This is a genomic window from Streptomyces sp. NPDC031225, assembly GCF_055570355.1.
Genome location: NZ_JBVIHJ010000008.1, coordinates 76,571 through 102,959, shown reverse-complemented (window position 1 = coordinate 102,959; position 26,389 = coordinate 76,571). Strand labels below are relative to the sequence as shown.

Genomic DNA, 26,389 nt, shown 5'->3' with positions numbered 1-26,389 from the left:
GCCCCCCCCCCGGCCTCCCCCCCTCCCCCCCCCCCCCCCCCCCCCCCCCCCCCCCCCCCCCCCCCCCCCCCCCCCCCCCCCCCCCCCCCCCCCGACGGCACACGGCGACTGAACAGCCGTAACCGATCTTCCGTACTCAAGTGGACGGTCCGCAGACTGGATGCCGACTGGATACGGAGAGGGTCATGCCGCGACGAGGACGCAGTGATCGGATCGCCGGGCTGCCGCTGGCCGCCCTCGTCGGGAGCCTCGCCCTGGTGACGGGGTGCGGTGGAGGCGAGGACGACACCCCGCAGGGCGCTCGGGCGTCGAAGAGTTCCGCCGCTCCTGCCGCCGGGATCGTGGCCCCGCCCAGGATCGAGGTGATCGCCGGTCTGGCGGGCTGCGAGGCCGAGATCCGTATCGAGGCGGACGAACTGCGGGAAGGGCTGTGTCACTCGGAGCAGGCCGACTACCGCATCACCACCTTCCCCGCCGAGAAGTACAAAGAGGCGTGGCTCGACGCGGCCAGTGTCTACGGGGGCACCTACCTGGTGGGCCCGCGCTGGGTCGTCAGCACCAAGGCGGAACACCTGGACCGGGCCCGGAACAAGCTCGGTGGGACCATACGGAAACTGCGCGGCACCTCGTAGGTTCACGTCCACCCTGGAAGGACCCGCGGAGGGGCTTGCCTCGCGGATGCGACCGTTCGCTCGCAGCCCGTCGCGCCAACCGACGCACCGGCACTGTCAGTTGGCTTGCCGAGCCGAAGTGCACGGACCCGCTGTCCTACGACGCGGGCCACGTTCTGTCGGAGCCCGGCCGCACGTGCGGCATTGGCATGGCACGCATCTTGACCTGCTGGGAACCAGCGGCTTAGCGTTCCGGCGTTCACCAGTGATTGAAACGATTCAATACCATCCTTGGGACGCCCACATGCATGAAGCCATCCCGCAGCGCGACGGCATGTCCCGACGCGCGATCCTGGCCGCCGGACTCACCGCAGGCGCCGCCGCGGCGCTCGGGACGGCGACCCCGGCCACGGCGGCGGGGCCGGGAACGGCGACGAGGACGGGAACAGGGCCTGCCGCCGACTGGTTCGCCGCCCCGGAGCGGTCGGTGCGGCCCAAGTTCCGGTGGTGGTGGCCGGACGGCCTGGTGGACCCGGACGAGATCGCCCGGGAGGTCGACCAGATCGCGGACGCCGGTTTCGGCGGTGTGGAGATCTCCGCCGTCCACCACAGCATCAAGGACAAGTCGGTGCTGGACACCGCGCACCACGGCTGGGGCAGCCGACCCTGGCGGGACGGTGTCGAGGCCGCGCTGCGCCGCGCCGTGAGACGTGGGCTCACCGTCGACCTCACCCTCGGTCCGAGCTGGCCCGTTGCCGTCCCCGGAGTGGCACCCGACGACGAGGCCGCCGCCAAGGAACTCGTCCACGGCCGAGCCGCGTTGTCCGGTGGGGCCACCTACACGGGACCCGTTCCGCCGCCCGTCCACGCCCCGGCCGCGGGAGTGACCCACCAGCGGCTCCTGGCGGTACAGGCCGCCCGTATCGAGCCCGCCAACTCGACCCGCAAGGAGACAGGTCTGGACCCGGCGAGCGTCCAGGACCTCACCGCGACCGTCACCGGCACCACGCTGACCTGGACCGCACCCGAGGACGGGGACTGGGTCCTCGTCTCCTACTGGGTGCGCGGCTCCGGCCAGCAACCGGAGTCCGGACCCCACTCCGTGCCCGCCGCCCACGCCGTCGACCACTTCAGCACGGCCGGGACCACCGCGGTCACCTCCTATTGGGAGGACCGGCTGCTGACCCCCTCCCTGCGACGGCTGCTGCGGGCCGCGGGCGGCTCCTTCTTCGAGGACTCCGTGGAACTGGAGACCGACGGCCTGACCTGGACACCCCTGCTGCCCGAGGCGTTCGAGCAGCACACCGGCCGGCCGCTGCTGCCGTACCTGCCGGCCCTCGTCCTGGACAACAGCAACCAAGTCTTCGCCTACGACGCCCAGTTGACCCGCCAGATCCGGCACGACTTCTGGGAGACCGTCTCCGGCCTCTTCAACCGGCACCACCTGACGGCCCTGCGGGACTGGGCGCACACCCTGGACATGACCCTGCGCTCGCAGCCCTACGGCCTCCAGACGGACGCCATCGCCTCCGCCGCGATCCTCGACATCTCCGAGGGCGAGTCGCTCGGCTTCAAGAACCTGGACGACTACCGCTGCCTGGCCGGCGGCCGGGACATGGCCGGGCGGAGAATTCTGTCCTGCGAGGCGGGCGCCTACAACGGATCCGCCTACAGCACGACCTGGGACCGCTTCCTGCGCACCATGGGCGGCGCCTACGCGGCCGGCGTCAACCAGACCGTCGTGCACGGCTTCTCCTACGCCACCGCCCCTCAGGTGAACTGGCCCGGGTTCGCGGCCTTCAGCCCGTACAACGGCACCGCCGGCTACGGCGAGTCCTGGGGTCCGCGCCAGCCCACCTGGCGGCACGCCGAGGACATCTCGGGATACCTGGGCCGGGTCCACCAGGTGCTCCAGGCCGGTACCGCCCGGGCGGACGTCGCCGTGTTCCGGCAGACCGGCTACACCGCCACCGGCATCGGTGCTTCCTGGTTCACGGCGACCGGCGTCCCGCTGGGCTGGACCCACCAGTTCCTCAGCGGACCGCTGCTCGACCTGCCCTCCGCCACCGTCTCTGGCGGCCGGCTCGCCCCCGAAGGCCCCGCCTACAAAGCCCTGTTCGTCGAGGGCGACTTCTTCTACGGTTCCACGGCCACGCTCGCCGTCGAGGACGCCCGCAAGATCCTCGTCCTGGCCGAGGCGGGACTGCCCGTCGTCATGTTCGGCGCCTTCGACCAGGCACTGACCCCGGGCATCCCGGACCAGGGCGAGACGGACCGGCTGCGCGACCTCCTCGCCCGGCTCCTCGCGCTGCCCCATGTCGTCAGGGTCACCGACAAGGCGGCGATCGGCGACGCCCTCGCCGGGCTCGGGGTGCGTGCCGACGTACGGCACGCGACCGCGTCCACGCTCCTCAACGCCCACCGGGTCACCGCCGACGCGGACTTCTACTACCTCTGCAACGGCAAGCACGCAGAGACCGTCAAGCCTCCCGTGGCCGCGATCGACCACGACGTCACCCTCCGGCGCACCCACGGCGGAAGGACCGTGCCGTATCTGCTCGACCCCTGGACGGGCGAGGCGGTACGGCTCGCGCAGTACACCGACGACGGGGACGACGTCACCCTGCGCGTCACGCTCCGGCCCGGGCAGACGACGATCGTCGCTCTGGGGCGGCCGGGGCTGTTCGGCGACCGGCACGGCAACAGCCCGCACGCCGAGGTCACCGACGCCGACGCGGTGCTGTTCACCGAGCGCGGGCTGACCGTGCGTGCCGTGTCCGCCGGTGTCTGGACCACACGCCTGTCCCAGGGCCGTACCGTCACCACGCGGACCCCCGCCGTGCCCGCACCGATCACACCCGCCCGCTGGGAACTGGCCGTCGAGGACTGGTACCCGGGCCAGGACGCCACCCGGACCGACCGCGTCCTGCGCACTGTCACTCTCGACACGCTGAAGCCCTGGTCGCAGATCCCCGAACTGGCCGACTCCGCGGGCATCGGCCGTTACCGCACCACCGTCACCCTGCCCGCCGACTGGTCGCCGTCGCACGGCGCCGAACTGGAGCTGGGCCAGGTCAGCGACACGTTCCGGGTGAGCGTCAACGGCAGGCGCCTGCCCGCGGCCGACCGTCTCCACCCCGTCGTCGACCTCGGCCCCTGGCTGCGGTGCGGCGAGAACACGATCGAGGTCGAGGTGGCGACACCGCTCATCAACCGGCTGAGGGCCGAACAGCCCTCGGTGTTCGGCGGGGTCGCCCGCCAGGACCACGGTCTGACGGGACCGGTGCGGCTGGTGCCGTATGTGCAGACAGCCGTGCGCTGACCGCTGACCTTAGCCCTGCGAGGGGCGGGGCCGGGGGACCACAGCCTGCTCCTGGCGGCTGTGGCCTTCCCGGCGTTCAGGAAGGAAGCGAGCAGTACAGGAACAAGTGCGGCTCGGTGGCGCCGTCGGGGTGGTCAGGGGTGAACTCCACGTGCTGCTCGGACTCCACCGTGAGACCCGCGGCGCGCGCCACGGCCACGAAGTCCTCGGCGGCGAAGCTGGTGGCCCGGACGGGTCTGCCCATGAACTCGATCGCGAAGTCCTCCACGTCCGCGGGCACGGTCGCGAGTACCAGACTGCCTCCCGGCCGCACGGCCCGCGCCAGCCGAGTCAGCACCTCCGACTGGTTCGCGCGGTCCATCTGGAGCAGCGAGAAGTACACGCACACCGCGTCGAACGACCCCTCCTCCAGCGGCACTTCGCGGATGTCGGCGTTGCGGAACGAGGCCCCCGGCACCTGGCGGGCGGCCAGGTCCACCATGACGGGGGAGACGTCCACCCCCAGCACCTCGTGACCCGCGCCCGCCAGTGTCGACGCGGTGGGGCGGCCGGTGCCGCTGCCGACGTCCAGGACACGGCTGCCGGGCGCGAGCCGGCCGAGCAGCCACTCCAGCGACGCCCGGTGTGCCTCGGAATGCGCGAAAGCCTTCTCGTACGTGAGCCCCAGCGCGTCGAACACCGCCGCCGCCCGCTGCCCGTGCTCCTCGTCGGCCACGGTCCGCTCCCCCCTCGTGGTGTCCGTGAATCGTAGCCCGGCACCGTCCCGCCACGGCGTGGCTTGCGGACGAAAGCCGAGGCGGGCAGGGTTCGACCGTGGCCACCTTGCTGATCGTGCATCACACGCCCTCGCCCAACTGCCAGGCGATGTTCGAAGCCGTCGTCTCCGGTGCGACGGCGCCGGAGATCGAGGACGTCCGTGTCGTGCGGCGTGCGGCCCTGTCAGCCACGGCCTCGGACGTCCTGGAGGCGGACGGCTACCTGCTCGGCACCCCGGCCAACCTCGGTTACATGTCCGGCGCGCTCAAGCACTTCTTCGACCAGGTCTACTACCCGTGCCTCGACGAGACGCGCGGCCGGCCGTTCGGTGTCTACGTGCACGGCGGGAACGACGTCACCGGCGCCCTGCGGGGCATCGGGTCGATCACCACCGGCCTCGGATGGCATCGCGCGGCCGAACCGGTGACGGTCACCGGCGAACCGGCCAAGGCCGACATCGAGGCGTGCTGGGAGCTGGGAGCGACGGTCGCGGCCGGGCTGATGTCCTAGATGTCCCGCAGGGCGTCTTCAGCGCTTCCGCCTGGCGTGATCAGCCCGCTCTCGTAGGCGAGGACGACCGCCTGGACGCGGTCGCGCAGTTCCAGCTTCGACAGGATCCGCCCGATGTGCGTCTTCACCGTCGTCGGACTGAGGACGAGCCGCTTCGCGAGTTCGGCGTTGCTGAGCCCGGTCGCCAGCAGCCGCAGCACATCCAGCTCACGTGGTGTCAGCCCGGACAGGTCGTGGTGCGAGGTGGCCGACGACAGGGCCTCCTCCCGGCGGGCGAAACGCTCGATCAGCCGGCGGGTGATCGCGGGCGCCAGGAGGGCGTCGCCGGACCGCACCAACCGTATGGCGGACACCAGGTGCTCGGGGGTGACGTCCTTGAGGAGGAAGCCGCTGGCCCCCGCGGTGAGGGCGGCGTAGACGTAGTGGTCGAGGTCGTACGTGGTCAGGATGATCACGCGGATCTCGCCCGCGGTGTCGGAGGCGAGGATCCGCCGGGTGGCCTCGATGCCGTCCATGACCGGCATCCGGATGTCCATGAGGACGACGTCGGGGCGGGTCCGCCGGACCGCGGCGACCGCCTCCGCCCCGTCGGCCGCCTCCGCGGTCACCTCGATGCCGTCCGCGGCCAGGATCATCCCGAACCCGGTCCGCACCAGGGCCTGGTCGTCGGCGATGACGACCCGCAACACGTCGTCTCCCACACCGTCGTCCCCCAACCCGGCCTCCCCGCCGATACGTTGCCCGCCCGCCGTGCCCGCCGGTCCGGCGTTCCGATGCCGCCCATCTCGTCGCCCGGTCTCACCCAACCCGGCCTCCCCGCCGACCGGTTCCCCGCTCGCCGTACCCGTCGGCCAGGCGTTCCGATGCCGCTCACCTCGTTGCCCGGCCTCAGTCAACCCTGCCGCCCTGGCGACCTGTTGCCCGCTCCCCACGCCCGCCGGTCCGGCGTTCCGCGGCCACTCGTCCCGGCGGCCGGCCTCAGCCAACCCGGCCTCCCCGCCGACCGGTTCCCCGCTCATCCCGTTCGCCATGGCACCTCCGCCCGGATCCGGAAGCCGCCGGTGAGAGTCGGACCGGCCGTCAGCTCGCCGCCGTAGAGTGCGAGGCGCTCGCGCAGGCCGATCAGCCCGCGGCCGTTTCCGTCCGGGGGGACGCCGTCGCGGACAGGGCCGGTGTCCATGACCTCGATCTCCAGCCGGTCACCGTTCCAGCCGACGGTGACGACGGCCTCGGCGCCGGGCGCGTGCTTGATGGTGTTGGTCAGGGCCTCCTGGACCACGCGGTACGCCGTGAGATCCACGCCGGGCGGCAGCGGCTCCGGGGGCAGCGACACCGAGATGCCGACCGGTGTCCCGGCGGCCCGCACCCGGTCGATCAGGGCGCCCAACTGCCCGAGGCCCGGCTGTGGTTCGAGGCCGTCGGCGGGGGAGTCGGGGCGGCCGGTGTCCGGGGCGGCCAACAGGCCCATCACGTGCCGGAGTTCGGCCATCGCGGCCCGGCCCCCGGCCTCGACCGCGAGGAGTGCCTCCTTGGACCGCTGCGGGGACGCGTCCATGACCTTGCGCGCGGCGCCCGCCTGGATGACCATCACGCTCACATTGTGTGTCACGACGTCGTGCAACTCGGCGGCGATCCGGGCGCGTTCCTCCTCCACGGCCCTGCGTGTCGCCTCCTCGTGCGCCCGCTCCAGCGCCGCGAACCGGTCCCGGCTGGCCGCGAGCCGCCGCCGTCCGCTCCGGACCACGCTCGCCAACACCCCGGCCACCAGCAGCAGCACCCCCGGGCTCGACCAGCCGGGCAGCACCGGTTCCGTCGACCGGAAGGCCACACCGGCCAGTACGGCCGCGACGACGAGGCCGGCCATGGCCCCCACCCGGTGCCGGCTGTGCATGACCGCGCTGTACGTGCCGATGACACAGGTCAGCACAGTGATCCAGGAGGCGTCGTCGCCGATGGCGAGGGCCGCGCCGAGCACCACCGCGAACACGGTCAGCGGAAACCGCCGCCGGGCCGCCAGCGGAAGCGCCGACAGCACCACCAGGCCCCAGGGCGGTGCGGAGAGCGGTTCTTCGATCCGCCCGCCCGGAAGGACGGGAGGCCTGGGCGGAACCGGCGCCCCGTACTCGATCCTCGACACCTGCACCGGACCGTCGCCGGGATAGCGCGACGCCACCACCAGCGCGACCGCCGTCAACAGCACGGCCAGCAGCACGTCGAAGCGCACCGACCGACGCGACAGCGCGGGACCCCTCGCCTCCGGCCGCAGCGCGGCATGCACCTGCCGACGCCATCCACGCAGGTACCTCGTCTCCATGCGCACATTGTCGCGGCCCCAGGGCCCGCCGCGCGTCCGTCTGCGCGACCAACCCCCCGTCCACCGGGCGTACTTCGCAGGGATGACCCCGCCACCTCGTCCTCCGCACGGAGGGCCGTGTCTCGCCGTCCCGGCGGACGCGCCCCGACCCCGCCCTTCCGTACCTTCGCCACGCCGGCAAGGACACGACCCGACAACTGTGAGGACGGGCACCTCCCATGACCCAAGTGATCGAACTGAAGGGCGTGGCCAAGCGCTACGACAACGCCGGCGCACCCGCGCTCGGACCGCTCGACCTCTCCGTCGGCCAGGGCGAGGCCCTCGCCGTGACCGGCCCCTCCGGCAGCGGCAAGTCCACGCTGCTGAACCTCGTCGCGGGCCTCGACAAGCCGACCGAGGGCACCGTGACCGTCGCCGGGCAGCAGATCGACCGGCTCGGTGAACACGCCCTGGCCAAGTACCGCCGTGATCGGATCGGCATGGTCTTCCAGTTCTTCAACCTCCTCGACGACCTCACCGTCCTCGACAACATCCAGTTGCCCGCACAGCTCACCGGAACCTCCCGGCGCCGCACGGAGGCCCGGGCACATGAGCTGATGGAGGCCCTGGGCATCCAGAAGCACGCCCGCGCCTACCCCGGCCGGCTCTCCGGCGGGGAACGCCAACGAGTCGCCGTCGCACGGGCGTTGGTGAACCGGCCCGCGCTGCTGCTCGCCGACGAGCCCACCGGCGCCCTCGACAGCGCGTCGGGCCAGGACGTCAGAGACCTCCTGGTCGACCTGCACCGCGGCGGACAGACCATCGTGCTCGTCACCCACGACCCGGCCCTGGCCGAGGCCTGCGCGAGCCGTACCGTCCACCTCGTCGACGGCCATGTCGCTCTCGACTCCCGCGCGGGGGCCGTGCGATGACCGGACCGCTCGTCCGCGTCGTCCGCTCCGGGGTCGGGCGGCGGCGCGTGCAGACCGTGGTCATCGCCGTCGCCACGATGATGGCCGTGGCGGCCGCCGTCGTCGCCGGCTCGCTCATCGTCGTCTCGAACGCACCCTTCGACCACGCCTTCGCCCAGCAGAAAGGCGCGCACCTCACCGCCGAGTTCGACCCGGCCAAGGTCACCGCGGAGCAGCTCCGGGCCACCGGCCGGCTGGACGGCGTCACCGCGAGCGTGGGGCCGTATCCCACGGCCTTGGTCCATGGGACGGACTCGGCCGGCCGTCGGCCCCCGGCCATGACCCTGGTCGGACGCACCGGTCCGCACGCCGCCGTGGACGACCTGGACCTCACTGAGGGCCGGTGGGTGAGGAAACCGGGCGAGATCGTGCTGAGCTCCTCCTACGAGGGACCCGCCTTCTCCCTGGGCGACACGCTGACCGTCTCCGACACGACACTCACGGTCGTAGGCTTCGCCACCTCGGCCGGCAAGAGCGCCGACATATGGGCAACACCCGCGCAGGTCACGGCACTTGCCTCCAAGGACGCGCCGCTGATCAGCCAGATGCTCTACCGCTTCGAATCCGCGGGCTCGAAGGGTGACATCGCCGCGGACCGCAGGGAACTCGTCGCCGCCGTCCCGTCCGGCGGACTCCTCGGCACCCGGTCCTACCTCGACACCAAGTTCGCCGCCGACCAGGGAGCCGCCCCGACCATCCCGTTCCTGATCGCCTTCGGCGTCCTCGGCATCGTCATGTCGGTGATCATCGTCGGCAGCGTCATCAGCGGCGCGGTCGGCACCAGTCTGCGCAGGATCGGCATCCTCAAGGCCATCGGGTTCACCCCGCGCGAGGTCGTCCGGGCCTATGTGGCCCAGGCACTCATCCCGGCGGGCGCCGGCATCGCTCTCGGAGTCGTCCTCGGCAACCTGCTGGCCGTGCCGCTCCTCGACGACACCGAGCAGGCCTACGGCACCGCGACCCTGTCCGTCGCCTGGTGGGTGGACGTGGTGGTCCCCCTCGGCGCCCTGCTGGTCGTGGGGATCGCGGCCCTCGTCCCCGCGCTGCGGGCAGGGCGGCTGCGCACGGTCGAGGCCATCGCCCTGGGCCGGGCCCCGCGCACCGGACGCGGTCAGTGGGCGCACCGGGCGGCAGGCCGCCTGCCGTTGCCCCGAGCCGTCACCTACGGTCTCGCCGCCCCCTTCGCGCATCCGGTCCGTACACTCGCGATGCTGCTCGCCGTGGCCTTCGGCACGATCGCGGCGACCTTCGCCGTCGGCCTCACCTCCTCGCTGAACGAGGTCGCTGCGGTACAGGACCCCGAGAACCGTTCCGCGGTCACCGTCTTCACCGGCGGCCCGAGCGTCGCGGGCGGCGAACACGTCCCCGCCCCGGGCACCCCGGAGTCCACCCCGGCCGACCCGGCACGTATGAGGGCCGCGATCGAGGCCCAGCCCGGCACGGCCTCGTACTACGGCAAGGCCCAGCAGGACGCCACCGTGGCCGGGGTCTCCGGATCCGTCCGGGCCACCCTCTACCAGGGCGACTCCAGCACCGGCGGCTACGCGATGATCTCCGGGCACTGGATCACCGGCGCGGGCCAGGTCGTCGTGGCCGGCCAGTTCCTGGAGAGCACCGGGACCGAGGTCGGCGACACGGTCCGCGTGACCGTGGGGAAGGAGACGGCCACCCTGCGCATCGTCGGCGAGGCCTTCGGCACCTCGGACGACGTGCTGGAGATCCAGGTGAACCTCGCCGACTTCCCCGCGACCCGGCCCTCGGTGTTCCTGGTCGACGTGAAGGACGGGGTCTCCGCACCCGCGTACGCCGAGAAGCTCGCCGCGAAGGTTCAGCCCCTCGGGGGCGACGCACAGGCCAACTCCCCTTCCGAGCACGACAACTTCATCCTCATCCTGGACACCATGGCCGCGCTCCTCACCCTCATGCTCGTCAGCGTCGCCGGGCTCGGCGTGCTCAACTCCGTCGTCCTCGACACCCGGGAGCGCGTCCACGACCTGGGCGTGTGCAAGGCGCTCGGCATGTCGCCGCGGCAGACCGCGAGCCTCGTCCTCGCCTCGGTGGTCGGCATCGGCGTGCTCGGCGGACTCGTCGGAGTGCCCGCCGGATACGCCCTGCACGGCTTCGTGCTCCCGGTGATGGGGCACACCGCGGGCACCGAACTCCCCAGGTCCGTCCTCGACGTGTACGACACCCCGCAGCTGCTCCTGCTGGGCCTCGCCGGGCTCGTCATCTCCCTGCTGGGCGCGATGCTCCCGGCGGGCTGGGCGGCGAAGGCCCGTACCGCCACGGCCCTGCGCACGGAGTAGCGGCTCGACGGGCCGCGGTCACTCCTGGCCGCGCAGGCCGAGGACCAGGTCGCGGGGGAGACCGTGGGTGTCGTGCAGGTACTCGAAGTCCTCCTCGCTCAGCGTCCCTCGGTACCGCGGCCCGGACAGCAGTCGGCGACCGCGCTCCAGCAGCCGGTCGAACCGGCGTTCCTCCTCCAGCAGCACGTCACGGACGAGATCCGTCCCGGACGTCGTCCCGAAGTGGTCCAGCGTGTGCTGGAGGAGCTCCACGGGCAGGTCGCAGAGGGTGCGGGACGGGTCGTCGCGCCGCAGGGTGGTGAGCAGCCGGCGCACGATGCGGCGCAGGACGTATCCGCGCCCGGTGTTGGACGGCCCTACCCCGTCGCCGATGACGACGACACCGGAGCGCAGATGGTCGCAGACCAGCCGCAGCGAGGGTTCGTCGAGCTCCCAGAGCGGTGGCAGCAGTCGCATCCATGGCTCGAAGAGGTCGGTGTCGTAGACCGAGGTGTGGCCCTGCAGGACGGTGACCAGGCGTTCCAGTCCCATGCCGGTGTCGATTCCGGGACGCTCCAGGGGTTGGAGCGAGCCGTCCTCGCGGCGGCGGTAGCGCATGACGACGTGGTTCCAGATCTCCACCCAGCGCGGGTCGGTCGTGGGGGTGCCCCGGGGCGGGGTTCCGCCGGTCCACACGAAGATCTCCGAGTCGGGGCCGCACGGGCCGACCGGCCCGTTGGACCACCAGTTGTCCTCCCGGGTGAGTTCCACCGGGACGTCCATCTCCTGCCAGGTGCGCAGCGACTCCAGGTCGGGGCCCACCTGTCCGTCACCGCCGAACACCGTGACATGCAGTTTCTCGTGAGGGATGCGGAACCCGTCGCGGAGCAGCTCGTACCCCCAGCGAAGACTCTGCGAGTGGCCGTAGTCGCCGAGCGACCACGAGCCGAGCATGTCGAACACCGTGAGGTGCGTGGAGTCACCGATCTCGTCGAGGTCGGTCGTACGCAGACAGCGCTGCACATTGACCAGCCGGCGGCCCCGTGGATGGGGGCGGCCCTCGAGGTAGGGCGTGAGCGGGTGCATGCCCGAGGTGGTGAAGAGCACCGGGTCCCCGGGCGGCGGCAGCAGTGTGCCGCCCGTGATCAGGTGGTGTCCGCGCTCGCGGTAGAAGTCGGTGAAGACGCGTACGGTCCGGTCCGTGTCCATGGCGGTGGTCCTTCGGTCTGGTGGGACCGGAAACGACCGCGGGGACACAGAGGCGACCAGAGGTCCTGCACCGGCGGTCCGTTTCCGGCCGCCGGGGGAGAGGAAGAGGTCAGGCGTCGGCAGCCGGCGAGCTGGTCGCTCGCGCGGCTGCGGTGTGGGTACAGCTGGTGACCTTCATGCGGCCAACGGTATCCGCCGACCTCCGGACCGTCACCGGGTTTTCCCGGAGAGGACACCGCCGTGCCCCCGGCACAGCTGTTCCTGTCCCACCAGTGCCCGCCCGCCGTGCACCGCCTGTGCCTCGGCCAGCGCGCTGCGCAGGGCCGGGCGGATCTCCGCGGGCAGGCTGCCGACGTCGGGCCAGTGCACGACATGCAGGGCGACGTCCCGCAGCTTGGTGTTGGTGCGCTGGGACACGGTCCTCAGTACGTCCCACCCCTGCTCGGAGCGCAGGCCGCTCACGGTCATGACCACACCTATCGCCTGATCGACGACGGCGTGCGAGACAAGGGCCTGCTTGAGCTGGGCGATTTCCCCCTGGAGTTCCTCGATCTTCTCAACCAAATCTTCGCGTTCCGTCATGCACAGCCCCGTCGCCCTCTCCCCCTGCCGCCCGGCGACTCCAGCGGCCGCCGCCCCTCCAGCCTGCGCGTCCCCGGACGGCCACCGCGAGCCATCGGGCGCACACTTCGCGAGCTGGCAGGACAGAAAACGAAACGCGGACCGGCAACATCCCGGCATTCGAGGGTACGAGGCCAAAGGAGGAGCCGCGCCGTGAGGGGAAGGACCTGGCCGCCATGGAAACGCTGACGTTCGACAGCGACGACCTGGACCGCACCGAGGAGTTCCTCAGCCATGCCTACGCGAAGATGAACATCGGCAACGGCACCGCGGACAGCAGCCGCGCGCAGGTCCGGCGCACCGCCATCGACTCGCTCAGCATCGACGAAATCGACCTCGACTTCGACATGAGCTACGCCGTCACCCCGCTGGGCCGGATCTGCCTGTGCGTCGTCCACGAGGGCACCATCGAGGACCACGTCTACCAGGGCGTCTCGGACTCCTTCGGCCCCGGCGACGTGGTGTCCTTCGCCCCGCCGGAACTGTCCTACGCGGGCCGTGTCCACGCCGCCCGCTACAACATCACCATGCTGGACCCGCAGCTGCTCACCCAGGTCGCGGGGACCGCGGGCGGACGGCACCCGGAACCGGTCCGGCTGACCGGACACCGGCCGGTCAGCACCGCCGCGGGCGAGCAGCTTCGGGCGACGATCCGCTATGTGCGCGACCACGTCCTGGCGGACCCGGCCGTCGCCGACCAGCCCCTCGTCGCCTCCACCGCGGCCCAGCACCTGGCCGCGACCGTCCTGGCCACCTTCCCCAACACCGCGACCGCCGGGCCCACGGGCGCCGACCGCCAGGACGCCCACCCCGGCGCCCTGCGCCGCGCCCTCGCCCACATCGACGACCACGCGGACCAGCCGCTGACCGTCGCCGGGATCGCGGAGGCGGCCCACGTCAGCGTCCGCGCGCTTCAGTACGCCTTCCGCCGGCACCTGGACAGCACCCCGTTGGAACACCTCCGGAAGGTCCGTCTGTCCCACGCCCACGACGAGCTGACGGCAGCCGACCCCGAGGACGGTGCCACGGTCACGGACATCGCCGCCCGCTGGGGCTTCCACCATCCGGGCCGCTTCGCCACCCTCTACCAGCACTCCTACGCCCGCCCGCCGCGCCGCACCCTGCACGGCGGCTGACGTCCCCTCTGCGGCTGGTGACAAAGAGGCCGGCAGGCACTGCGTTCTTGTGAGCAACCACCCGGAGCCCGGCTCGCGCCGCTCTACGGTCCCAGCATGAACACGAGTCGCAGCAGAGGAAGCACGTGGCGCACCGCAGCGCTGGCGGTGCTGCTGACCACCGGGGCGTTCACCGTGGCGTCCCCGGATGCCCAGGGAGACAGTGCGCGCACCGAGACAGCCGTGACGTCGAGCGCCGCAGTGACCGAGACGGTCGTACGGGTGAAGGCACCGCTGCCGGCGTCGTTCGGGGCGCGGCCGGCGGCGTGCGACTGGCTGTCGTACCTGCGCTACCGGTCCTCGGCGGGCCCGGCGGATTCGGCCGACGCCGACCGGATCCTCGTCGCCCAGCCGGGGATCCTGGAGGGTGCCGGAGCCTTCGACAGTGTCGCCCGCAACACCGTGACCCGCGCCGCCGAACAGGGCCGGCACATCGAGTTCTGGGCCCTGGACCGGCGCTCCAACTGCCTTGAGGACCCCACCGGTATCACCTCCGGCGACCAGCACACCGCCGTCGACTACTACTACCGCGGCAAGCAGGTCGCGGGCCGCACCTTCGCCGGGTTCGTCGGCAACGACCGGCTCGGGTGGATGGCGAAGCTCGGCATCGCGCAGACCGTCCGCGACGAATACGACCTCCTCGCAGCCGAGTTGCCCGACCAGGGCGTCCGCAAGAACAAGGTGCTGTGCGGCGGCCACTCGCTCGGCGGTGTCATCACCGGATACTTCGCCACCGCCGACTTCGACGGCGACCCCGCCACCACCACTGACGCGGGACACAACCAGTGCGCCGGCTACTTCGCCCTCGACACCACCGTCTCCACCTCGCTGGGCGACCTGAGCGGCAGCATCCCGGACGACACCAACCTGCCCGACGTGGGCCTCGGTTACGGAGTCGTGCAGGCCGGACTCGACAGCGGAGTGCTCCCGCGCTCACTGTCCGCGCCCGTCCTGCTCAACCCCGAGACCATGACCCTGCTCGCCATCGCGGGCGTCGGTGCCCTGCAGGACCCGGGCGGCGAGGCCGACCTGCCGAGCTATCTGCCCGCCGACACCAACATCGAGGCCACCAACCGCTTCCTGTTCTCCAAGGACACCGCCACGTTCCTCACCGGCTCACCCGCGGTGAAGGACTTCCGGCTCACCAACGAGGCCGTCCTCGGCTCGCTGATGGACGACCAGTCCGTCCCGCTCGCCTTCCTGCAGAGCAGCGTGGGCTTCTTCGACGGAGGACCGATCACCGACAAGAACTTCCCTGCCGCCAATGGGAGTTCGCAGCAGCCCGGGCTCTTCGGCACCGAGTACAAGGCCATCCCGGCCGTGCCGCACGGTCCGCTGTACACGTGGCGCGATTACGACCGTGTCGGCGACCCCGACGACCCCGGATACCGGTCCTCGGACGGAACGCCGTTCACCGCGCCGGGCAAGGAGGTCACCGACATCCAGGAGCTGGCGCGCAGCATGGCGGGGCAGCCGCTGGACTTCACCGAGCAGTACTTCCCGACCAAGCTGGTCACCGACCTCGAACTGGCCACCTCCCCGCAGGTCAAGCGGCTCGTCGTGCACCCCGACGGGCTCACCGCGAACCCGACCCTGACGGTCCTCGCGGGCGACGGACTGCTCGCCGGCCGGGTCCCCGCCGATCTGCATCCCGTGGTCGCCGACGGCTACCAGCACCTCGACGTGCTGACGGCGGCGCCGGTCCAGAACAACGGCCGGCCCGAGCCGGTGTCCACCGCACTGACGCAGTTCGCCCGCACACCCCGATAGCCCCGGCGGCGTGAGGAAGGGCCCGGGAGGAAAACTCCTCCCGGGCCCTTCCTCACGCTGTCACTCAGACCTTGCCCGCGGCGAAGGTCGCCGCCGCGTCGGCGTTCGCCGTGTAGCCGAGGTGGGCCAGCGTGTCGTTGCCGCCCGCCTCGCAGACGGGGTCACCCTTCGCGCAGAAGTCGATGGTGCGGCTCTGGTAGGTGCCGGTGACGCTCTTGCCGAGCGCCCGGATCGGGTTGCCGAACAGCAGCACCGCGGCCACTCGTGACTGCAGGGCTGCGGGAATGGTGGCCACGATGGGACTGCCGACCACCGCACCGGCGCTGCTGATGCCGATGGAGTTGTCGACGACGTTCGCGCCCTGCGAATAGCCGACCAGAACGAAACGCTGGTTCGGACACGAGGCCGCCTGGCTGTTCACGTGGTTCACCAGATCCGCGTTGCCCTGCGCGGCCGACGTGAGGGAAAGGTCCGCGGGATAGTTCACCTTGTAGCCGGTGACACTGCGGCCTGTGAGTTTTTTCTGCAGGGCCGAGTAGACCGGGTCGCCGACGATCAGGCCGAGATCGCCCGGCTCGAGCGTGCCGCGGGCAGCGACGACGTCGATGTCCGAGCAGGCCGCGGCGGATGCCGACGGTGCCGCGACGGTGGCCACCGAAGCTCCGCCGACCAGCGAGAGCGCGGCGAGGCACAAGCGAATACGCATGGGGGGATCCTTTGAGGGTGGGGCGTGTGGAACGCCTGTGGAAAGGATGACCCGAACGTATTCGCCTGACCGTGTCCGGTGTTATGGACGGGAATTCAGGAATTCCTCGTTCTTTTGTGCGGTGGTGAGTGCCAGAATGAGATCAAGGCGAGAACCCGGATCGTGCAGGGCATCACCGAAGACCTTCTCCAACTGGCGCAGCCGATAACGCACAGTCTGCGGATGGACATGGAGACGGGCGGCCACATCGGGGACATTGCTGCCGCTGAGCAGCCACGCAAGCAATGTCTCGGCGAGCCGCTCGCGCTGCCCCTCCGACACCGACTCGAGCGGGGCGAGAGCCCGCGTACGCAGATGGTCGAGCATCGGTTCGTCACTGTGCAGCAGCAGTGTCGACAGGTGGTCGGCGCAGCGCACCACCCCCGTCCGGGGGAGGATCCCGCGCCCCATCAGCCCCAGGGCCCGGCCGGCCCAGTGCAGCGACCGGGCGGCCTGTGTGAGCGGCACCGTCGGCCCGATCGCCGCCGGCCTCCCGCGCAGCGCGAGACCGAACGCCCGGCCCCCGAACTGCCCGGAACCCTCCGGATCCGGGATGAGCATCCGCGGTGGCCGCGACTCCATGTCCACGAGCGCTCCCGCGGCGACCAGCGGCCAGTCCTCCTCCCGCTGCTCCGGCGTGGCCGCCAGCGCGACGACCGCGACCTGCGCCGGTATCTGCCACCGGGCACCGTGCGCCAGATCCTGCACCGCCGCCTGTGCCACCGGTCCGTCGCCGAGCAGCAGGTCCAGCAGACGTCTGCGCCGCCGTTCCAGCTCGTCCGTGTTGTGGGCCCGGGCCTCGGAGTATCCGGCGGCGGCCGCCTCCGCGACCTCGTGCACGGTACGGAACGCGAGCTCGCCGAGCGTCGTCACCGCCGCCGAGTCCAGGCCGACCTCCTCCGCGGTACGGCCCATCATCCGCCAGGCGTGCAGCCCGCCGACCCGCAGCGCGGACTGCAGGGCGTCCAGGCTGCGTCCCTCCAGGGCCTCGCCGCGGCCGATCTCGTAGTACGTCGCCGCGATCGCGTCCCCGCGGCCGCGCGGGTCGGCGATGTGGTCGACGAACAGGGTCAGCGCCTGCACCACACCGGCTCTCAGGTGCTCGCGGTAGGTGCCGTCGGCCGGGCGGGCGTACTCGGGCACCTGCCTGCGGACCTCCTCCTCGACCTCGTCGGCGACCTCCTCCAGCTGGGAACGCAGCAGGTCGGCCAGGTCGGGCGGGACCGGTGCGGCGCCGAGGTCCTTCGGGGTCCCGTGCGGGGCGGGGGTGGCCAAGGGGGACCCTCCTTTCACCCGGAAGCGGCTCACCCGCGGGCTGGTGCCCGTGGGGCGAGGGGTAAGTCCCGTGTTGGACGGACGACCCCTGCGTTGCGTTCCGTGCCCCGACGGGACCGACATCACTCCGCCACCCCCAGTCCACGGGCGAGCATCGGCCATGACGCGGTGAACTCCGGCTTCCAGTAGGCCCAGCTGTGTCCGCCTCCCGAGTAGAAGTGGGTCGTGACAGGGACGCGCAACAGCGCGAGCGTGTCGGTGAAACTGTGCGCGGAGGGCCACAGGGCGCTCTCCAACGCCTCGGGCAGCCAGTCGCCGGTGCCGCCCGCGAGCCCGCTGCCGCTGGAGACGTACAGGGCGGTGCCCCGAAGCCCCAGGGCACGGTCGCGCGGGTTGAAGTCGCGCCAGGTGAGCAAGTTCAGGAACGGATTGCCCCACAGCGAGGCGGGGGCCAGGTTCTCCCGGGCCACGATGGCGTCGACCAGGGTGGGGACACCGGGGGCCATGGTGTCGAGGATCCCGCTGTAGGAGGCCGCCGCGGCGAACATGCCGGGATGCCGGGCCGCGTGCGCCATGGCGCCGTAACCCCCGGTGGACACGCCCGCGACGGCCCGTACCCCGGATGCCCGGTAGCTGCGGGCGAGCAGCGCCGGGACCTCCGACAGCTGGAAGGTCTCGTAGTCGGGCCCGCCGCGCCAGGCGGTCGGGATCCCGGTGGGTCCCCCGTCGGGCATCGCCACGATCAGGTCGCGGCCCGCGGTGAAGGCCTCGATGTCCGTCTCCCGGGTCCAGGACGTGTAGTCGTCGTGGGCCCCGTGCAGCAGATACAGGACGGGGTAGGTGCGCGTGGGCTGGGTGTCGAACCCCGTCGGCAGGATCAGCCGTACCGGCGCGCTGCGGCCCAGGGCGGCTGAGGGCACGGACACGTCGACGGTGCGGGACCCGAGCGCCGAGGCGTTCCGGGCGCCGAACAGGACGGCGAGACCGGCACCTGCCGCGGCCTTGGTGACGGTACGTCGGGACACTCCGGTGGTGCGACGGTGCATGGCGGCTCTCCTCGGATCACGTTCAGCGGGTCCCTTCGGCGAGCCGCCGCCCCAGGTGGGCGGCGATCTCGTCGACGTGTGGCGCATCGAGCAGCGACAGGTGGTGCCCCGTGACCGGTACGACGGTCAGGCGCGGGCACACCTCGTCCCAGCCCAGTGCCTCGTCGTCGCGTTCGTAGGCGGGATCACGCACGGTGTGCGGAGCGGGCTCCGTGGCCCGGTACAGGACCACCGGCCCGTCGTAGCGGCCCGGCCGGTGCGCCTCGCCGATTTTCAGGTCCAGGTAGGAGGCGCGCTGGTGCTGAAGGGCGGCGGGCGGCACGTCGGCGGCCGTTCTCAGGATCCGCAGCACGGTGTCGATGCGCTCGGCGTCGTCGGCCATCGCGACGAGGTCGTCGTACGGCAGCTCCAGCCGGACCCCGTAGGCGTCGTGGACGTGGCGGGCGAACCCCTCGAAGTGGTCGCGGGTCCGGTCGGCCGGTGTGCGGTCCGGCCGGGGCAGCGGCCGGACGGAGTCGATCAGCACGACGAGCTGTACGTCCCGTCCCGCGGCGGTGAGGTGACGTGCCGTCTCCTGGGCGACGAAGCCGCCGAAGGACCAGCCTCCCAGCAGACAGGGCCCGTCGGGGTGGACGGCGGTGACGGCCTCGGCGTAGCGGCGTGCCTTCTCGGTCACCGTGCGGGCGTCGTCGAGGCGTTCGAGACCGTGCACGGGCCGCTCGCCGCCCAGGCGTTCGGTGAGCGCCCGGTAGACGTCCGTCGTTCCGCCGGCGGCGTGCACCAGGAACAGGGGTGGCAGGGAGCCGGTGGCGCGGAGAGGGCGTGTCAGGGCCGTGGGCGGAGCCGGTCGGAGGCGACCGGCCACTTCCTCGACGGTGCGGGCGCCCAGCAGTTCGCGCAGGGGCAGTTCGACGGCGAACTCGCGTTCCAGGGCGGTGCGGATCCGGACCGCCATCAGGGAGTCCAGGCCGAGGTCGGCCAGCGCGGTGCCGGGAGTGACACGGCCGGTGGGATGGCCGGTGACGGCGGCGATGTGGCGGCACACCCGGGCGGCGACGGACGTGTCCTCACCGGCCTGCACCTCGCCGGCCCTTACCTCGCCGGCCCGTGCTTCCGGGCCCGGAACCTTCGTGGGCACCGCCGCCCGCCCGTCCGTCCACCAGTGCCGCACGTGCTTCCAGCGGGGCGCGGGCAGATCGATGACCTGTCCGGCCGGGAGCGGCAGCCGGCCGCCCGCGCAGTACAGCGCCCCCACCCGGGTGAGGAAGTCGGCGCCGGTGTCGGCGTCCCGCCGGAGCGTGCCGATCGCGACGGCGCCGGGCGCGGTGTCGGTGATTGCCCGGGCCAGGACCGGGTGGGGCGAGATCTCGACGAAGGCGGTGTGACCGTCGGCGGCGGCCGCGGCGACGGCCCGGTCCAGCCGTACGGGACGCCGCAGGTTCGCGGCCCAGTGCGCAGCGTCGAAGACACTGTCGCCGCGCGGGTCGTCCAGGACGGTGGAGTAGACGGGCACGCGCGCCGGTCTGCCTCCGATGTCCGCCAAGGACTCGGTCAACTCGGCCAACAAAGGCTCGACTTGAGGAGAGTGCCCGGCGCCGACGACCCGCATGGACCGTGCCGCCCGCCCTTCGCCCTCCAGCCACCGCACAAGTCGTGCCACCGCGCGCTCCTCACCGGTGACGACCTTCTGGCCGGGCGAGGAGTGCACGGCGACGTGCACACCGGGGAAGTCCCGGGCCAGCGCGTCGAGTTCACCGTCGTCCAGGTCGACGACCGCCATCGCCCCGCCCTGCAACCCGCTGAGCAGCCGGGCCCGTACGGCGACGATCCGGGCGCCGTCCGACACGTCCAGGGCGCCCGCGCACACCGCAGCCGCCACCTCGCCCAGGGAGTGGCCCATCACGGCGGCGGGCTCGACACCGTAGGAACGCCACAACTGGGCCAGCGCCACCTGGAGTCCGAACAGCACGGGCTGGGAGACCTCCAGCCGGTCGAGTTCGCTCCCGGACACGAGACGGTCGTACAGGGACAGCCCGCACTCGGCGTCGAGTTTCTCCACGGCCGCGGCGAACGCGGGCTCCTCGGCGAGCAACCGGCGTCCCATCCCGGCCCACTGGCTGCCGTACCCGGAGAAGACCCACACCGGCCCGCGCCCCGCGAGATCGCGTTCGCCGGTCACGACCCGTCCGTGTGGGCGGCCCTGGGCCAACGCGTCCAGTCCGTCGGCGAGTTCCGCCCGGTCCCGCGCGACCACCGCCGCCCGCGCACTCCCGCGGCCGACCCGCCCGGCCAGCGTGCGCGCCACGTCCTCCGGATGCGCGGCCGCTGTGCGGACCCAGTCGGCGAGCCGGGCCGCGGTGTCCCGCAGCCGCTCCTCGTCCAGGTCGGACAGGAGGTGGAGGCGGGCACCGGGTTCCTCGGCCGGGCGCGCGGGCAGGACATCGGGCCGCCATTCCTCCAGCACCGCATGGGCGTTGGTGCCGCCGAACCCGAACCCGGACACCCCGGCGGTGGCGGAACCGCCGTAGCGCGGCCAGGGCTCGGCCTCGGACACCACCCGCAGCCGTACGTCGTCCAGGGCACTGCCCTCGGAGCAGTGCAGGGACGGTGGAATGACGTCGTGGTGCAGGGCGAGCACCGTCTTCACCAGCCCGGCGATGCCCGCGGCGGACTCCAGGTGCCCCAGGTTCGACTTCACCGAGCCGAGCAGCAGCGGCTGGTCGGGGTCGCGGCCCGCGCCGAGCACCGCGCCGAGCGCGCCCGCCTCGATCGGGTCGCCGAGCGGGGTGCCGGTGCCGTGCGCCTCGACGTAGTCGATGTGGGCGGGGGTGAGTCCGGCCCGCGCGCAGGCGGTGGTCAACAGGGCCTGCTGGGCGGCGGGGTTGGGCGCCAGGAGGCCGTTGGAGCGGCCGTCCGAGTTGACAGCCGTGGCCCGGATGACCGCGAGGACGCGGTCGCCGTCCCGCTCGGCGTCGGACAGCCGCTTCAGCAGTACGGCGGCGCAGCCCTCGCCGCGTCCGATGCCGTCGGCGTCCGGTGAGAACGGCTTGCAGCGTCCGTCCGGGGCGAGGGCGCCCGCCCGGCCGAACGCCACGGTGACGGTGGGGGAGAGCAGCAGGTTGACGCCCGCGGCGATCGCCGTGTCGCTCTCGCTGGTGCGCAGACTCATACAGGCGTGGTGCACGGCGACCAGCGAGGACGAGCAGGCGGTGTCCACGGCCATGCTCGGCCCACGGGTGTCCAGCACGTACGACAGCCGGCCCGCCGTCACGCTCAGCGCCCCGCCCGCCGGTGCCCAGGGGTCGACGGCGGCCGGGTCGGCGCCGGTGAGCGAGCCGTACTCCGGGGCGGAGACTCCGACGAAGACTCCGGTGGCGGTGCCCGCGAGGGAGGCGGCCGGGACGGCGGCATGGGCGAGCGTCTCGTGCACGACCTCCAGGAGGATCCGCTGCTGCGGGTCCATCACGGCCGCCTCGCGCGGGCTGATCCGGAAGAAGTCCGCGTCGAACCCTGCGACGTCGTCGAGATAGCCGCCGTACGCGAGTGCGTCCTCGGGCGGGAAGGCGGTGAAGTCGCGCCAACGGTCCTCGGGGACCCGGCGGATCGCGTCGACGCCGTCGGTCAGCAGCCGCCAGTAGTCGGCCGGTCCGTGGACGCCGCCGGGGAGGCGGCAGCCGACCCCGATGACGGCGACGGGCTCGCCGAGAGCCGTCGGTGTCGGTGTCGGTGTCGCCGGTGCCTGGGCGGTCCGGGACGGCGTCCGGCACAGGAGTGCCACCAGCGCGTCGGCGGTGGGCGCCTCCCACAGCAACGTCGCCGGCAGTTCCCGGCCCGTCAGCCGGGACAGCTCACCCGCCAGCACGACGGCCTCCCGCGAGGACATGCCGAGGTCCGCCAACGGCCGGTCCGTCGGCACCTCCGCCGCGGCCGTACCGGTCCACGCGGCGACCCGCTCCACGACCAGCCGGCGCACCGCACCCGCGTCCACGGGCCTCACGCGGCGCCGCCCGCCGCGTAGACGCCCGCCAGATACCGTTCACGCGTCAGCGCCCGGGACACCTTGCCGCTCGACGTGCGGGGAACCGTGCCCGGCGGGACGACGACGACATCGGCGAGCCGCAGCCCGTGCCGCCCCGACACGGCCGCTCGCACGCCCCGCACCAGAGCCGGTACGTCGATCTCGGCGAGGCTCGTCGTCCGCGCGTGCTCGGCCACCACGACCACCCGCTCACCGCCCCCGCCCGCCACGCCGAACGCGGCCAGCCGGTCACGCCGTACCGCCGGATGCGCTTCCTGGACGGTGGCCTCCAGGTCCTGCGGATAGTGGTTGCGGCCGTCGACGACGATGAGGTCCTTGAGCCGCCCGGTGACGATCAGCTGCCCCTCAAGGACCGTGCCCAGATCGCCGGTGCGCAGCCAGCCGCCGGGAGCCTCCGCGAGGGCGGCCCCGAAGACGCGCCGGGTCTGCTCCTCCCGGTTCCAGTAGCCGCGCCCCACGTTGGGGCCCTGCACCCAGATCTCACCGACCTCCCCCTCGGACAGGACGGCACGGGACACGGGATCGGCGATCCGCACCCGCTGTCCCGCCGGGGCACCGCAGCCGGCCAGCAGTACGGCCCGGGGGTCGTCGGGCCGCGCGGGCAGCGCCTTGCCCTCGGTGAGCGCGTCCCGGTCCAGCGCGAACCGGCGCAACGGCTTCCCGGGCCGGGCGGCACTGACGAAGACCGTCGCCTCGGCGAGCCCGTACGACGGACAGTGGGTCTCCGCCACCAGCCCCTGACCGGCGAACGCGGCGTGGAACCTGTCGGCCGTGGTGGGGCGCACCGGCTCGCTGCCGTTGATCAGCGCGAAGACCCCGTCCAGGCGCAGATCCGCCTTCTGCGCGTCGGTCACCACCGAGGCGCAGTAGTCGTAGGCGAAGTTGGGCGCCGCGCTCAACGCCCCCGGATGCGCGGACAACAGCCGTAGCCAGCGCGCGGGTTCGTGCAGGAAGGAGACCGGGTCCATGAGCACCGACAGCAGCCCTCGCACGACCGGGGCGGCGACACTCAGGACGAGCCCCATGTCGTGGTAGAGCGGCAGCCAGCCCACACAGGTCACCGGTCGGACGTCGGCACCGTAGGCGCCCAGCGCCTGACGGGCGTTGGCGACGACGTTGGCGTGTCCTATCTCCACGCCTGCCGGGGTGCGCGTGGAGCCCGAGGTGTACTGGAGGTAGGCGATCTCGCCGTCGACCGGGGGCAGTTCCCGGGCGGCGCTGTCGGGCACCTGGTCCACGGCGACGAACCGCGCGGCGGAGTCGGCGCACAAGTCCCGTACCTCATCGAGCAAATGACCGGTCGTCACGACGACTGCCGGGCGCGCGTCGGCCAGGACCGCCGACAGCCGGTCGCCGTGCCCGGGCAGACCCGGCGGATACATCGGAACGGCGACCAGGCCGGCGGCGAGCGCGCCGAGGAACCCGGTGACGTAGTCCAGACCTTGGGGGCACAGCAGCGCGACCCGCGACCCGGGCTCGGCCTCCTCGGCCAGCCGTGCGGCCACCGCCCGTACCCGCACGTCCAGTCGGCGCCAGGTCAGGGTGCGGTGGACACCGCGCGAGTGCGGCGCGGGATGGTCGACGAAGGTGAACGCCCGGCGGTCGGGGGTGCTTTCGGCCCAGTGCCGCACGTACTCCGGCAGGCTGCGGAACGCGGGGGCGAGCGGGGGGCGGCGGCTCTGCATCGGGTACGGCTCCTCACATCGCGGGATTCGGCTGGCCGGGGTGCGGGTCAGAGCGGGATGTTGCCGTGCCGGCGCTCCGGCATCGGGGCGCGCTTGCCACGCAGTGCGCGCAGGGCACGGCAGATGTGGTCGCGGGTGTCGTGCGGGGCGATGACGGCGTCGACGTACCCGCGTTCGGCGGCGAGATAGGGCGTGCCGTGGGTGCTCTCGTACGCGTCGACGAGTCGGGCCCGCAGCGCCTCCGGGTCGTCGGCGGCGGCCAGTTCACGCCGGTGCAGCACGCCCACCGCCCCCTCGGCTCCCATCACCGCGATCCGTGCGGTGGGCCAGGCGAGGTTGATGTCGGCGCCCAGGTGCTTGGAGCCCATCACCGCGTATCCGCCGCCGTACGCCTTGCGCACCACCACCGTCACCTTCGGCACGGTCGCCTCGGCGTACGCGTACAGCAGTTTGGCGCCGCGCCGGATGATCCCGGCCTGCTCCTGACGGACCCCGGAGAGATAGCCCGGCACATCGGCGAAGGTCAGCAGCGGGATACCGAAGGCGTCGCAGAACCGTACGAACCGCGCGGCCTTCTCGGAGGCGTCGATGTCCAGCACCCCGGCCGCGTGCAGCGGCTGGTTGGCGACGACCCCGACGGGCGCGCCCTCGACCAGCGCCAGCGCGCAGATGATGTTCGGCGCGAACAGCGCCTGGATCTCCATCAGTTCACCGTCGTCGACGACCGCCCGCAGGATGTCCCGCATGTCGTAGGCCTGGCTGAGCCGGTCCGGCACGATCTCGTCCAGCGCCACGTCGGCCGGGGGCGGCACGGGGGCGTACTGCGGCGGCCGCTCCAGGTTGTTGACGGGCAGGTAGGACAGCAGGTCCCGTACGGTGTCCAGGGCCTCCGCCTCGTCGGCGGCGAGGAAGTGGGCGTTGCCGTTGACGGAGTTGCTGGTGCGGGCGCCGCCCAGGTCCTCGGCGCTGGTGCGTTCCCCGGTGACCGCCTCGATGACGTCGGGCCCGGTGACGAACATGTGCGAGGCGCCGTCCACCATCACGGTGAAGTCGGTGATGGCGGGGGAGTAGGCGGCGCCGCCCGCGCAGGGGCCGAGGACGACGGAGATCTGCGGGATCACCCCGGACGCCTGGACGTTGCGGCGCACCAGTTCGGCGTAGAGGGCGAGCGAGACGACGCCCTCCTGGATGCGGGCGCCGCCACCGTCGTTGAGCCCGATGACCGGGCATCCCGTTCGGATGGCGAGGTCCATGAGGGCCACGGTCTTCTCACCGAAGGCCTCGCCCATGCTGCCGCCGAAGACGGTGGAGTCCTGGGCGAACACGCACACGGGACGGCCGTCGACCGTGCCGTATCCGGTGATCACACCGTCCCCGTAGGGGCGGCGGGCACCGTCCCCGGCCGGGCGGGCCCGCACGAACAGGCCGGTCTCGGTGAACGATCCAGTGTCCAGCAGCAGATCGATCCGCTCCCGGGCGCCGAACCTGCCCCGTCTTCTCGGCCCGTTCCCGGCCAGGGCCTGTGCCCGGCGGGCTTCGAGTGCGAGGACGCGGTCGGCGGTGCGGTCGGGCAGACGTGTCGAGGTCACCTCAAGTGTCACAACCACCTCCGAAGTGGCCTTCGAATATGGCAGCGCCCCGAGGCGTGTCGAGCAGAACGCGGTTCTGTTTGCGTGAGGTGAGTCCCGAGGGGCCGGCCTTGCTCCGTGGGTGACAAGGGCCCGGGTACGGCCAAGGCGTCGTCTGTGCACTGCATTTGAGACAAACTGGCCGGAGAGAAGGTGCAGACCTATTCCGCAGGTCGGCCTTTTCGCAGGCCGTGCGATGGCGAGTACATGTATCGAAGCGTGTGAATGAGTCAGGCCGTCGATTCCGTTCGACCGGCCGGTTGATAGTTCAACGGGGGCGCTGCAACAATCCCGGTCCTGACCTTGTCGTCCCCCTCGACCTACCGGCCGGCCGCCCCGCGGGGCTCGTCGTCGAGCACGAAATGCGAATCACTGGAATTCCAGATTCGCGCCCCCACACAAGTCCGCTCCGTGCATGACTCCGGCGTGCCTTTGTGGCGACGGCCGG

Annotated in this window: 18 protein-coding genes; 7 read left to right on the top strand and 11 right to left on the bottom strand. The window is 72.3% G+C overall.

The window, feature by feature from the left end:
* Positions 1 to 185: 185 nt before the first annotated feature.
* Positions 186 to 632, top strand: coding sequence for a hypothetical protein (locus ACZ48Z_RS15865; RefSeq protein WP_468736418.1), 447 nt, complete (start codon positions 186 to 188; stop codon positions 630 to 632).
* A gap of 283 nt (positions 633 to 915) precedes the next feature.
* Positions 916 to 3,933: a glycosyl hydrolase gene (locus ACZ48Z_RS15860; RefSeq protein ID WP_468736417.1), complete on the top strand. Its 3,018-nt coding sequence runs from the start codon at positions 916 to 918 to the stop codon at positions 3,931 to 3,933.
* A 76-nt stretch (positions 3,934 to 4,009) separates the two neighbouring features.
* On the opposite strand, the gene ACZ48Z_RS15855 is transcribed toward ACZ48Z_RS15860, so the two are convergent.
* Positions 4,010 to 4,648 (bottom strand): class I SAM-dependent methyltransferase, encoded by a 639-nt coding sequence (locus tag ACZ48Z_RS15855; RefSeq protein ID WP_468736416.1) that lies wholly within the window; start codon positions 4,646 to 4,648, stop codon positions 4,010 to 4,012.
* 98 nt (positions 4,649 to 4,746) lie between these two features.
* Here ACZ48Z_RS15855 and ACZ48Z_RS15850 point away from each other — a divergent pair, with 98 nt between their 5' ends.
* Positions 4,747 to 5,199 (top strand): flavodoxin family protein, encoded by a 453-nt coding sequence (locus ACZ48Z_RS15850; RefSeq protein WP_468736415.1) that lies wholly within the window; start codon positions 4,747 to 4,749, stop codon positions 5,197 to 5,199.
* On the opposite strand, the gene ACZ48Z_RS15845 is transcribed toward ACZ48Z_RS15850, so the two are convergent.
* Complete coding sequence (locus ACZ48Z_RS15845) at positions 5,196 to 5,900, bottom strand: response regulator (protein WP_468736414.1); 705 nt, start codon at positions 5,898 to 5,900, stop codon at positions 5,196 to 5,198. The genes ACZ48Z_RS15850 and ACZ48Z_RS15845 overlap by 4 nt on opposite strands.
* 314 nt (positions 5,901 to 6,214) lie before the next feature.
* Entirely contained in the window at positions 6,215 to 7,513 is a 1,299-nt protein-coding gene (locus ACZ48Z_RS15840; protein WP_468736413.1) for a sensor histidine kinase, read from the bottom strand.
* A gap of 218 nt (positions 7,514 to 7,731) precedes the next feature.
* On the opposite strand from ACZ48Z_RS15840, the gene ACZ48Z_RS15835 reads away from it, so the two are divergent.
* Both ACZ48Z_RS15835 and ACZ48Z_RS15830 read left to right on the top strand, forming a co-directional pair.
* On the top strand, positions 7,732 to 8,424 hold the full coding sequence (locus ACZ48Z_RS15835; protein WP_468736412.1) for an ABC transporter ATP-binding protein: 693 nt from the start codon (positions 7,732 to 7,734) through the stop codon (positions 8,422 to 8,424).
* Positions 8,421 to 10,769 (top strand): ABC transporter permease, encoded by a 2,349-nt coding sequence (locus tag ACZ48Z_RS15830; protein WP_468736411.1) that lies wholly within the window; start codon positions 8,421 to 8,423, stop codon positions 10,767 to 10,769. The genes ACZ48Z_RS15835 and ACZ48Z_RS15830 overlap by 4 nt, the downstream gene beginning before the upstream one ends.
* Before the next feature lie 18 nt (positions 10,770 to 10,787).
* Here the strand turns inward: ACZ48Z_RS15830 and ACZ48Z_RS15825 are convergent, their stop codons facing one another.
* On the bottom strand, positions 10,788 to 11,957 hold the full coding sequence (locus ACZ48Z_RS15825) for an alanine--tRNA ligase-related protein (protein WP_468736410.1): 1,170 nt from the start codon (positions 11,955 to 11,957) through the stop codon (positions 10,788 to 10,790).
* Between the two features lie 210 nt (positions 11,958 to 12,167).
* Positions 12,168 to 12,539 carry an ANTAR domain-containing protein gene (locus ACZ48Z_RS15820; RefSeq protein ID WP_468736409.1) on the bottom strand — a complete coding sequence of 124 codons (372 nt, stop codon included), beginning with the start codon at positions 12,537 to 12,539 and terminating at the stop codon, positions 12,168 to 12,170.
* 215 nt (positions 12,540 to 12,754) lie between these two features.
* Between ACZ48Z_RS15820 and ACZ48Z_RS15815 the strand changes: the two genes are divergently transcribed.
* Both ACZ48Z_RS15815 and ACZ48Z_RS15810 read left to right on the top strand, forming a co-directional pair.
* The gene (locus ACZ48Z_RS15815) at positions 12,755 to 13,714 is read left to right on the top strand and encodes an AraC family transcriptional regulator (RefSeq protein ID WP_468736408.1); all 960 of its coding nucleotides are present in this window, start codon (positions 12,755 to 12,757) and stop codon (positions 13,712 to 13,714) included.
* Positions 13,715 to 13,810: 96 nt separating this feature from the next.
* On the top strand, positions 13,811 to 15,523 hold the full coding sequence (locus ACZ48Z_RS15810; RefSeq protein WP_468736407.1) for a hypothetical protein: 1,713 nt from the start codon (positions 13,811 to 13,813) through the stop codon (positions 15,521 to 15,523).
* 64 nt (positions 15,524 to 15,587) lie between these two features.
* Here ACZ48Z_RS15810 and ACZ48Z_RS15805 read toward each other — a convergent pair whose 3' ends face one another.
* The 6 genes from ACZ48Z_RS15805 to ACZ48Z_RS15780 form a co-directional block, all read right to left on the bottom strand.
* Positions 15,588 to 16,229, bottom strand: a complete 642-nt coding sequence (locus tag ACZ48Z_RS15805) for a cutinase family protein (protein WP_468736406.1) — start codon at positions 16,227 to 16,229, stop codon at positions 15,588 to 15,590.
* Positions 16,230 to 16,310: 81 nt separating this feature from the next.
* On the bottom strand, positions 16,311 to 17,543 hold the full coding sequence (locus ACZ48Z_RS15800; protein ID WP_468736405.1) for a PucR-like N-terminal domain-containing protein: 1,233 nt from the start codon (positions 17,541 to 17,543) through the stop codon (positions 16,311 to 16,313).
* Between the two features lie 122 nt (positions 17,544 to 17,665).
* Complete coding sequence (locus ACZ48Z_RS15795; protein WP_468736404.1) at positions 17,666 to 18,589, bottom strand: alpha/beta hydrolase; 924 nt, start codon at positions 18,587 to 18,589, stop codon at positions 17,666 to 17,668.
* 22 nt (positions 18,590 to 18,611) lie between these two features.
* Positions 18,612 to 22,586 carry a beta-ketoacyl synthase N-terminal-like domain-containing protein gene (locus ACZ48Z_RS15790; RefSeq protein ID WP_468736403.1) on the bottom strand — a complete coding sequence of 1,325 codons (3,975 nt, stop codon included), beginning with the start codon at positions 22,584 to 22,586 and terminating at the stop codon, positions 18,612 to 18,614.
* A complete protein-coding gene (locus ACZ48Z_RS15785; protein ID WP_468736402.1) occupies positions 22,583 to 24,313 on the bottom strand; it encodes a fatty acyl-AMP ligase in 1,731 nt (576 codons plus the stop codon). The genes ACZ48Z_RS15790 and ACZ48Z_RS15785 overlap by 4 nt, the downstream gene beginning before the upstream one ends.
* A 47-nt stretch (positions 24,314 to 24,360) precedes the next feature.
* Positions 24,361 to 25,902: an acyl-CoA carboxylase subunit beta gene (locus ACZ48Z_RS15780; protein ID WP_468736401.1), complete on the bottom strand. Its 1,542-nt coding sequence runs from the start codon at positions 25,900 to 25,902 to the stop codon at positions 24,361 to 24,363.
* Between the last annotated feature and the right edge of the window lie 487 nt (positions 25,903 to 26,389).

Excerpts from the sequence above, each read along its gene's own strand:
- ACZ48Z_RS15815 (WP_468736408.1), top strand. The coding sequence starts at position 12,755 with ATGGAAACGCTGACGTTCGACAGCGACGACCTGGACCGCACCGAGGAG.
- ACZ48Z_RS15840 (WP_468736413.1), bottom strand. The coding sequence starts at position 7,513 with ATGGAGACGAGGTACCTGCGTGGATGGCGTCGGCAGGTGCATGCCGCG.
- ACZ48Z_RS15830 (WP_468736411.1), top strand. The coding sequence starts at position 8,421 with ATGACCGGACCGCTCGTCCGCGTCGTCCGCTCCGGGGTCGGGCGGCGG.
- ACZ48Z_RS15860 (WP_468736417.1), top strand. The coding sequence starts at position 916 with ATGCATGAAGCCATCCCGCAGCGCGACGGCATGTCCCGACGCGCGATC.
- ACZ48Z_RS15810 (WP_468736407.1), top strand. The coding sequence starts at position 13,811 with ATGAACACGAGTCGCAGCAGAGGAAGCACGTGGCGCACCGCAGCGCTG.
- ACZ48Z_RS15835 (WP_468736412.1), top strand. The coding sequence starts at position 7,732 with ATGACCCAAGTGATCGAACTGAAGGGCGTGGCCAAGCGCTACGACAAC.
- ACZ48Z_RS15795 (WP_468736404.1), bottom strand. The coding sequence starts at position 18,589 with ATGCACCGTCGCACCACCGGAGTGTCCCGACGTACCGTCACCAAGGCC.
- ACZ48Z_RS15785 (WP_468736402.1), bottom strand. The coding sequence starts at position 24,313 with ATGCAGAGCCGCCGCCCCCCGCTCGCCCCCGCGTTCCGCAGCCTGCCG.
- ACZ48Z_RS15820 (WP_468736409.1), bottom strand. The coding sequence starts at position 12,539 with ATGACGGAACGCGAAGATTTGGTTGAGAAGATCGAGGAACTCCAGGGG.
- ACZ48Z_RS15805 (WP_468736406.1), bottom strand. The coding sequence starts at position 16,229 with ATGCGTATTCGCTTGTGCCTCGCCGCGCTCTCGCTGGTCGGCGGAGCT.
- ACZ48Z_RS15825 (WP_468736410.1), bottom strand. The coding sequence starts at position 11,957 with ATGGACACGGACCGGACCGTACGCGTCTTCACCGACTTCTACCGCGAG.
- ACZ48Z_RS15865 (WP_468736418.1), top strand. The coding sequence starts at position 186 with ATGCCGCGACGAGGACGCAGTGATCGGATCGCCGGGCTGCCGCTGGCC.